This window comes from Streptomyces sp. NPDC040405 (assembly GCF_055595765.1).
Genome location: NZ_JBVIVI010000003.1, coordinates 46,268 through 55,408, shown reverse-complemented (window position 1 = coordinate 55,408; position 9,141 = coordinate 46,268). Strand labels below are relative to the sequence as shown.

Genomic DNA, 9,141 nt, shown 5'->3' with positions numbered 1-9,141 from the left:
GCCGGAATTCCAGCCGACGCCGCCGACCGTCGTCAAGATTCACCGGAGTGGCCCGTATCGGCGTTCCCCAAGTGGTCTGGTACGCCCGGCCGACCTGCTGATTGGGTTTGCCGCACCGGGAACGCCGGAATTGACCGGCCCAAGAGAAGAGCTCCGGAGAAGAACCCCAGAAGAAGAGAGGAATTGAGATGCCAGCTACGACGACTCTCGGCGAGGCCGCGCATCCGGCCGCCGACGGGCCGCCACCGGTCCGGGCCGCGTCGCCGCCGTTCGCCGTGCGGGTCGGCCGGTCGGTGCTTCCGCCGCACGAGCCGCTGCGGCTGTACGCGGAACTCAGCGCCGAGCTGGGGCAGGATCAGGTCTTCCTCTTCGAGAGCCTGAACGGACCCGACGCGGACTGCCGCTCCGCGGTGGTGGGGTGCGGTCGGCTGGCCGAGGTCCGGGTCTTCGCCCGGCACATCGAGATCGACGGTACGGAGCCGTTGCGGGACGCCCTGCTGGCGGTCTCCGAGCAGAGCGGCATGACCACGCCGGACGACGCCGGAAGCTCCCGCCATCGGAGGGACTTCGACCGCTCCGACCAGGTGTGGGAGCTGATGCGCCGGGCGCAGCGGCTGTTCGCCGTGGAGACGGACGTCCCGACCGACGCGTACGCCTTCGGCTTTCTCACCACCCTGGGCTACGGAGCCGCCTGGCACATGGAACGGCTGCCGGAGCGCGACGCTTCCCAGGGCGGCCCCGACGCGACGTTCGCCCTCTTCCGGGACACCGTCTGGTACGACCTGGACGGGGCGGGAGCCAGCCATCTGAGCGCCGACTGCGCGGACTTCCCCGGCTTCGGCGCCCCCGCGGTCGCCGCGGCGGCCCGCGCCGCCGCCCCATCGGGCCGGGCCGACGGCCCGGCCTGTCCCGCGGCTCCGGCACCCCGTGCGGTACGGGACAGCGTCCCGCGCGACACCTTCCTCGGCTGGGTGCGGCGCTGCCTGGACCACATCCGCGTCGGGGACATCTATCAGATCCAGGTCGGCCACCGCATCGACGTGGAGACGGCGTTGGAGCCGCTGGAGGTGTACCGCAGACTGCGGTTCCGGAATCCGTCGCCCTATATGTATCTGTGCCCGGGGGCCGGTGGCATGCTGATCGGGGCCAGCCCCGAGCTGCTGTTCCGGACCGAGGGCGATCAGGTCGTCATGCGGCCCATCGCCGGGACCACGCGGCGCGGACCGGTGCCGGAGGAGAACGAGCGGCGCGTCAAGGAGCTGCTGGCCAGCGTCAAGGAGCAGGCCGAGCACATCATGCTGGTCGACCTGTGCCGGAACGACATCGCCCGGGTGAGCAGCCCGGGCAGTCTGGCCGTCGAGGGTGTGATGACGGTGGAGGCGTTCAGCCACGTCTTCCATCTCGTCTCGACCGTGACGGGCCGACTGGAGCCGGACGCCGACGTCTGGCGGACGCTGTGCGCGACGTTCCCGGCCGGCACGATGACCGGCGCGCCGAAGCTGCGCGCCATGGAGATCATCGACGGTCTGGAGGAGCAGCCCCGGGGCATCTACGCGGGGGCGGTCGGCCTGATCGATGTGCGCGGCTGGAGCGAACTCGCCCTGTGCATCCGCACGATCACCCACGACGGGCGCACCTACTCCACGCAGAGTTCGGCGGGCATCGTCGCCCAGTCGACGGCCGAGGCGGAGTGGGACGAGACGCTGGCGAAGATGGGAGCCGCCTACTGGGCGCTGACCGGTGAGGAACTGGTGCCGTGAACGTCCTGCTGATCGACGCGTACGACAGTTTCGTCCACATCATCGACGCCTATCTGCGCACCCTGGGCGTCCGTACTCAGGTGGTCCGTTCCGGCACCCGCACCCCCGGGGAACTGGACGCCCTGATTCCGGACGCGGTCGTGCTGGGGCCGGGCCCCGGGCATCCGGCGGCGTCGGGCCACGTCGAGCTGGTCCATCAGTTCGCGGGCCGGGTCCCGCTGCTCGGCGTCTGCCTGGGCCATCAGGCGATCGGCCTGGCCTTCGGCGGCCGGGTCGAGACGGCCGACCACCTGATGCACGGCAGGACGAGCAGGGTGCAGCACGACGGTGAAGGGGTCTTCCGGGGCCTGACCGGTACGACGGTGGCGACCCGGTATCACTCCCTGGTCGTCTCCCAGCCCCTGCCGGACGACCTCGTGGTGACGGCCACCGCGACCGACGACGGCTACGTCATGGGGCTGCGGCACCGCACGCTGCCGGTCGAGGGGGTCCAGTTCCACCCGGAGAGCATCGCCACGGAGGGCGGGATGGACCTGTTCGCGAACTTCCTGGCGGTCGCTTCCCCCTGAGGGCGCGCATGCGGCGCGCATGGTTCACACGGCGGGGGCGGGCACGGACCAGACGTTCCGTACGTCGGCGTAGGCGTCCCCCAGCTCCCGCATCGCCTCCACGATTCCCGACCGGGGCGGCGCCGTGTACCCCACGACCAGTGCGGGGCCCGTCGGCCACGACGGGTCGTTGTACCGGCGTCCGCCCCTGACCAGGACTGATCTGCGCAGCGCCGCCGCGACGAGCGCGCCCTCGTCGACATGGCGGGGCAGCCGCAGCCACATGTGCAGACCGCCCGGGGAACCGGCGATCCGCGCCTCGGGAAGATAGCGGCGCACCGCCTGCTCCAGGGTGTCCCGGCGGCCCCGCAGCCGGGAGCGCTCGCGGCGCAGATGCCGGTCGAACAGCCCGGTGCGCAGCAGGTCGGCGAAGGTGAGCTGGGTCAGGGTGTCGGTGCCCAGGTCCCGCTGGGCGCGGGCCCGTTCCAACGGGGCGACCAGCGGGGCCGGTACCGCCATCCAGCCCAGCCGCAGTCCGGGGGCGAGCGATTTGCTGGCGGTCCCGGCGTAGACGACGCGCTCCGGCGCCAGGTGCTGCAGCGCCCCCGGGCGGGGGCCGTGGGCCAGCCAGAGGTCCCCGTCGTAGTCGTCCTCGATCACCCAGCCGTCGACGTCCTCGGCCCAGCGCACGAGGGCCGCGCGGCGCTCGGGGCTGAGCGTGACGCCCGTGGGGAACTGGTGGGACGGGGTCACGAGGACCGCGCGCACCCCGGTCCTGGCCAGCGCGGCCACGTCGATGCCGTGCTCGTCCACGGGGACGGCACACGGCAGCAGACCGGACTCCTGGACGAACGTGCGCTGCCGGTGGTGGCAGGGCGACTCCACGCCGAGCCGGTCGATGCCCAGCCGTGGCAGTACGGCGCACAGCAGGCCGAGTGCCTGGGCGAACCCCGAGACGACCATGACCTGGTCGGGCGTGGTCCATACGCCGTGCACCCGGCCGAGATAGCGGGCCAGTTCGACGCGCAGCTCGGCGACGCCGGACAGCGGCGGGTAGTCCAGGCCGCGGCGGCCGGCGGTCCGTACGGCGCTCTGGTACGAGGAAAGCCACTCCCGGTGCGGGAAGTTCGCCGTGCCCGCGGCGCTGGGGCGCAGGTCCCAGCGCACCGCGGGAATGTGTCCGTCGTCGGCGAGCGTGGCGCTCGTGGGGCCCTGGGCGGCGTGCGGGACCACCCGCGTGCCGGAGCCCTGGACCGCCTCCAGATAGCCCTCGGCGATGAGCTGGCCGTACGCCTCCACCACCACGCTGCGCGACACCCCGAGGTCCTCGGCGAGGCGGCGGCTGGAGGGCAGCCGGGTGCCCGGGTGCAGAACTCCCGCCCCGATCTCCTTTCTTATTCTCCACTGGATCTGGACCGTCAAGGGGACCTCGGATTCCCGGGACACGTCGATCAGGGCGTGAAGTGCCATCTGGATTTTTTCTCCCGTGAAGTGGACTGGATTCACTCGCGCCTACTGGTCTGGCAAGTCCTTCTCGCTCCCCCGCACACTGATTCCGGAAACGCGAGCCAGTTTTTTCAAAGGGCAGCGTTCAAAAGGCGGCACCCAAGGGAAGCGTCCGAAGGGAATCGACAGTGACTGCGGAAGAGCACAGGCGTACCTGGCCCGGGCTGCTGGCGGCCCTTCTGGCCGACGAGAATCTGACGACGGCGGACTCCGCCTGGGCGTTGGATCAGGTGATGCGCGGGCTGACGACTCCCGCGCAGCTCGCGGGCCTGCTGGTGGCGCTGCGCGCCAAGGGCGAGACGGCCGACGAGATCGCGGGCTTCGCCCGGACCATGGAGGCGCACGCCGTCACCCTCGACGTTCCCGGCCCGGCCCTGGACATCGTGGGCACCGGTGGCGACGGGGCCCGTACCGTCAACATCTCCACCATGGCGGCCATCGTCGCGGCGGGCGCCGGGGCCCGGGTGGTCAAGCACGGCAACCGCTCGGCGTCCTCGGCCTGTGGCTCCGCCGATGTGCTCGAACGGCTCGGTGTCCGGCTCGACCTGCCGGTCGACCGGATCGCCCAGCTGGCCGAGGAGGTCGGCATCACGTTCTGCTTCGCCCCGCTGTTCCATCCGGCCATGCGGCAGGCGTCGGCCGCACGGCGCGAACTGGGCATCCCGACCATGTTCAACGCGCTCGGCCCGCTGACCAACCCCGCGGCCCCCACCGCCCGGGCGGTGGGGGTGGCCGATGCCCGGCTGGCTCCGCTGATGGCCGAGGTGCTGGCCAGGCGTGGTGTCTCGGCCCTCGTCTTCCGGGGCGACGACGGGCTCGACGAGCTGACGGTCACCACTACCTCCAAGGTCTGGTCGGTCGTCGAAGGACGGGTCCGGGCCGAGGAGTTCGACCCCGCCGACATCGGCATCGACCACGCGGCACCCGATGCGCTGCGCGGCGGTGACGCCGACTACAACGCCCGGGTGGCACGCGAGGTGTTCGCCGGGGCCCGCGGTCCGGTCCGGGACGCGGTGCTGCTGTCGGCCGCCGCCGGGCTGGCGGCGCTCGACCCCGACGACCGGCCGGTGGCGGAACGGCTCGTCGCCGGGGTCCGGCTCGGCGCCCGGGCCATCGACTCGGGGGCGGCCGCGAACCTCCTGGAGCGCTGGGCGGCCGTCACCGCCAAGCTGGCGGCCACGCCCTGACGGACAGCGGTGGTCAGCGTCCGGCGGACCGCCCCGCGTGGACCAGGCGGGTGACCGCGTCCGCCGGGCTGCCGTCCTTGACGAGCGTCTCCCCGACCAGGACGGCGTCCGCTCCGGAGGCGGCACACGCGGCCACGTCCTCGGGGCCCCGGATGCCGGACTCCGCGACCCGGACCAGATCGTCGGGGATGCGGTGGGCCAGCCGCGCGAAGAGGGTGCGGTCGATGGTCAGGGTCTTCAGATCGCGCGAGTTGATCCCGATCACCGGGGCTCCGGCCGCCACCGCGCGGTCGGCCTCCTCGGCGTCGTGCACCTCGACCAGCGGGGTCAGGCCCACCTCGCCGGCCAGCTTCACCAGGGAGACGAGTTCCCGCTGTCCCAGGGCGGCCACGATGAGCAGCAGCAGATCCGCGCCGTGCGCGCGGGCCTCCCACACCTGGTAGGGCGTGACGACGAAGTCCTTGCGCAGCACCGGTACGCGGACCCGGGCCCGCACCGCGTCGAGGTCCGCGAGCGAACCGCCGAACCGGCGCTCCTCGGTGAGCACACTGATCGCCGCCGCGCCACCGGCCTCGTACCCGGCGGCGAGTCCGGCCGGATCGCCGATCTCGGCCAGCCTGCCCTTGGACGGGCTCGCCCGCTTCACCTCGGCGATGACCTGTACTCCCGACGGTCGGCGCAGCGCCGCCACCGCGTCCAGGGCGGGCGGCGCGGACGCCGCCCGCTCCCGCAGAGCGCCGAGGCTCACCCGGGCCATGCGCGCGTCCACGTCCGCGCGGGCTCCCCGGACGATGTCCTGAAGCACGTTCATCCGGTCACCGGTCCTCTTCCGTGGGGCGGTTTCTGCGGGGCGGTTTCTGTGGGGCGATGTCATACGAGCGTGGACAGCTTCGACGTTGTCCGCGCGTGGACGGCGCCCGGGAGCAGCCCGGGTTCTGCGTCCTGCGCGTAGTCGCGCATGCGGTGGACGGCGGACCGGATGGCGGCCCGTACCGCCTCCTCCCTCGCCTGGTGGATTCCCACGCCCCAGAAGGCGCGGGGGCCGCAGCCGATCTCGCAGAAGGCGGCGCTCTCGTGGTGCCCAGCCAGCGGGCCCTGAACGGTCACGTCCTGCACATGGCCTTCGAGGCCGTACGCGTCGAGGGCCGTGCGCGCGAGAGCGAACCACGCTTCGACGCCACCGGGCGCGGCCGTGGCGGGAGAGGGCGTGGCGGGCGCGGGCGGGAAGGGGTCGGGCAGGGACACCTGCCGTCCGGGCAGGACGTACCGCTCCTGGAAGGCCGCCCACAGCTCCGGGGCCGCGACCTCGCCTCCCGCACGCTCGCAGATCTTCTGCATGACGGCGGCGAAGTCGATCTGCAGACGGCGGGGAAGCTCCAGCCCGAATTCGGTGCGCAGGAGATGGACGATGCCGCCCTTGCCGGACTGGGTGTTGATCCGGATCAGCGCCTGATAGTCGCGGCCGATGTCGTGGGGATCGATGGGCAGGTAGGGCACCTCCCATCGCTCCTGGGAAGACTCCTGACGGGCCTTCAGCCCCTTGGCGATGGCGTCCTGGTGCGTGCCCGCGAACGAGGTGTAGACGAAGTCACCGGCCCAGGGGTGGCGGTCGGGTACGGGCATGCGGGTGCACTCCTCGGCCACCCGGCGTACCCCGTCGATGTCGCTGAGGTCCACCATCGGGTCGATGCCCTGGGAGAAGAGGTTCATGGCGAGCGTGACGAGGCAGACGTTGCCCGTGCGCTCGCCGTTACCGAAGAGGGTGCCCTCCACCCGGTCGGCGCCCGCCAGGACCGCCATTTCGGCGGCGGCGACGCCGGAGCCCCGGTCGTTGTGCGGATGGGCGGAGAGCAGGGTCCGGTCGCGGTGGGCCAGGTTGCGGCTCATGTACTCGATGCGGTCGGCGTACTCCTGGGGCGGGAAGACCTCGACCGTGGCCGGAAGGTTGATCCGGAACGTGTGCCGGGCGCGCGGTGCCCAGAAGTCGAGCACGGCGTTGCAGATGTCGAGCGCGAAGTCGGGTTCCGTCTGGGTGTAGGACTCCGGCGCGTACTGGAGGAACAGGTCGGTGCCGGGCAGGGACTCCTGGAACGCCAGCAGCTGTTCGGCCCCGTCCAGGGCCATCCGGCGGGTCTGTTCGCGGTCGGCGCGGAACACGACCCGGCGCTGGACCGCCGAGGTCGGGTTGAAGATCTGGACGATGGCGCGGGGCGCGCCCTCCAGGGCCTTGACCGTGCGCGCGATGAAGTCGCCGCGGATGGGCGCCATCACCTGGATGATGACGTCGTCGGGGATGGCGTCGCTCTCGATCAGGTGCCGGAGGAAGTCGTGATCGTCCTGGGAGGCCGTGGGGTAGCCGACCTCGATCTCCTTGAAGCCCATGGAGACGAGCAGGTCGAACATGCGGCGCTTGCGCTCGACGTTCATGGGCTCGATGAGGGCCTGGTTACCGTCCCGCAGATCGACGCTGCACCACAGGGGCGCCCGCTCGGCCCGGCGGCCGGGCCAGGTACGGTCGTCCAGCCCGATCGGCTCGTACGGGAGGTACTTCCCCAGCGGCATCCGGGTCGGCCGCTGCAGACCGCGGTCCGCCCCGGCCGGACGGTGCGACGCGTCCGTCGATGGTGCGTCCATTGCTCCTCCGTTACCCGTCCTCGCGGACGAACCCGCCGGGACGATGGGATGGGGGTGGCTGAATGCCAGAAAGTGAGCTGGACTTCTGGGCCTGAGGCGAGCGACCAATTCGGTCTGAAGGCCGAGCTCCAGAAAACAGATTGCCGCTCAGCAAGCGGGAGTTACCAGACGTTTAAGGCGACGCGAAATGAGCCAGGCCCGACCGCCCGGCGCGGCGGGGCTCCTTCTCGGCAGCGCGCTGCCCTCGGGCGGTGCAGTGAACTGCACCGCGCTTCGGGTGCCTGCCACACTGCCGCCACCGGCCGCACCGCGCAGAATGGAATCCATCGAGCGAACGAACCCGCGGATGGACCAGGGCCGTAGCGAGGGGGAGATCAGATGCGTTCAGCCAAGGAAAAAGGATACGCAAACCGACGAATCGGCAGACTTCCCGGCGCGGCGATGTTATCTGTTTCGGTCGTCGGGGCCTTGGTTCTCACCACCGCTGCCTGCGATTCGACGCAGAAGGCGGAGGATCGCGGAGAACTGTGTGTCAAGATTGTGAAGCTCGCGCTCTTCAATCCGTTCCCGAGCGACACCGAAAAGGCCGAGCGTGACGTCCGGAAGCGTGCCGACGAGCTGGACCGGCTGGGCGACGACGCGACGGACGACACGTTGCGCAAGGTCATCGAGTCCACGGCGGATTCGCTTCGCGAGGCCAGGCCGAAGGACCATGGCCCCCGCACCGTGGTCGGTTACCTGAAGGAACAGAACGAGCGCCTCTCCGACCTCCGGAAAACCTGTCTCGACTACAAGGACTTCTGACGTCGCAGCCGTCCCGCCGCCGGGCCGGCCCTCCAGTCTGGACGCCTCGGGTCAATCCCCCGTCTCCCGAGGCGTCCTGCTCACTTCAGAACAGGCGGGCGGCCCCGTCCCCGCTGTGCGGGGGCGGGGCCGCCACACGCCGGGCCATCACGGCAGACGCGCGGGCATCCGCCAGCCCCGCTCCGGGGTGACGGGGTAGAACAGGGTCGGAATTCCGTCGTCCGGCGACGGGCCCAGGACCCTCGGGAACCGGGACGTGAGGAAGATCGAGGGAGAGAGCAGCAGCCCCCTGGTGTCCAGCTCCAGGTCCTCATCGTGCGGCGTGGGGACTTCCAGCACGGGGAACGACCAGCGTATCGACGGGTGCAGAGTGCTCAGCAGCCCCTCCGGCCCGTGGGCGAGCGCTATCCTCTGGCGCGTGGCCCGGTCGGCCTCGAGGAACCGGTCGATCTGGTCCCGGTACGGAGCCACCGCGATCCGGTGGAACTCACGGACGTCCCTGACCAATTGAGGCTCGGACTCACACCTGGCAGCGGCCCCGCCCAGCGGAGAACACGCGCGCTGCACGATCTGGTCCATGTCCGGGAAGGGCCGTACGGTTCTGGCCATGGTGACGAGATCTCTCACCGCGCGATGGCCGCCCACTCTCTTGCGCCAGCGTCTGAATGTCCACCCGCCGGCATCGCGACCCAGCATCTCCAG

At 71.3% G+C, this 9,141-nt stretch carries 8 protein-coding genes; 4 read left to right on the top strand and 4 right to left on the bottom strand.

Annotation, left to right across the window (positions count from 1 at the left end; translation table 11 throughout):
• Positions 1-188 precede the first annotated feature (188 nt).
• Both ACZ59A_RS14365 and ACZ59A_RS14360 read left to right on the top strand, forming a co-directional pair.
• Positions 189-1,760, top strand: a complete 1,572-nt coding sequence (locus tag ACZ59A_RS14365; RefSeq protein WP_470958027.1) for an anthranilate synthase component I family protein — start codon at positions 189-191, stop codon at positions 1,758-1,760.
• Positions 1,757-2,329, top strand: coding sequence for an anthranilate synthase component II (locus ACZ59A_RS14360; RefSeq protein ID WP_470958024.1), 573 nt, complete (start codon positions 1,757-1,759; stop codon positions 2,327-2,329). Before ACZ59A_RS14365 ends, ACZ59A_RS14360 begins: the two co-directional genes overlap by 4 nt.
• Before the next feature lie 24 nt (positions 2,330-2,353).
• Here the strand turns inward: ACZ59A_RS14360 and pdxR are convergent, their stop codons facing one another.
• The gene (pdxR, locus tag ACZ59A_RS14355) at positions 2,354-3,778 is read right to left on the bottom strand and encodes a MocR-like pyridoxine biosynthesis transcription factor PdxR (RefSeq protein WP_470958021.1); all 1,425 of its coding nucleotides are present in this window, start codon (positions 3,776-3,778) and stop codon (positions 2,354-2,356) included.
• Between the two features lie 164 nt (positions 3,779-3,942).
• Here pdxR and trpD point away from each other — a divergent pair, with 164 nt between their 5' ends.
• Positions 3,943-5,001, top strand: coding sequence for an anthranilate phosphoribosyltransferase (gene trpD / locus ACZ59A_RS14350; RefSeq protein WP_470958018.1), 1,059 nt, complete (start codon positions 3,943-3,945; stop codon positions 4,999-5,001).
• A gap of 13 nt (positions 5,002-5,014) precedes the next feature.
• Here the strand turns inward: trpD and trpC are convergent, their stop codons facing one another.
• A complete protein-coding gene (gene trpC / locus ACZ59A_RS14345) occupies positions 5,015-5,812 on the bottom strand; it encodes an indole-3-glycerol phosphate synthase TrpC (protein ID WP_470958015.1) in 798 nt (265 codons plus the stop codon).
• 59 nt (positions 5,813-5,871) lie between these two features.
• Positions 5,872-7,635 carry a 2-isopropylmalate synthase gene (locus ACZ59A_RS14340; protein WP_470958013.1) on the bottom strand — a complete coding sequence of 588 codons (1,764 nt, stop codon included), beginning with the start codon at positions 7,633-7,635 and terminating at the stop codon, positions 5,872-5,874.
• Between the two features lie 378 nt (positions 7,636-8,013).
• On the opposite strand from ACZ59A_RS14340, the gene ACZ59A_RS14335 reads away from it, so the two are divergent.
• A complete protein-coding gene (locus ACZ59A_RS14335) occupies positions 8,014-8,439 on the top strand; it encodes a hypothetical protein (RefSeq protein ID WP_470958010.1) in 426 nt (141 codons plus the stop codon).
• Between the two features lie 147 nt (positions 8,440-8,586).
• Here ACZ59A_RS14335 and ACZ59A_RS14330 read toward each other — a convergent pair whose 3' ends face one another.
• A complete protein-coding gene (locus tag ACZ59A_RS14330; protein ID WP_468048404.1) occupies positions 8,587-9,048 on the bottom strand; it encodes a hypothetical protein in 462 nt (153 codons plus the stop codon).
• Positions 9,049-9,141: the final 93 nt, after the last annotated feature.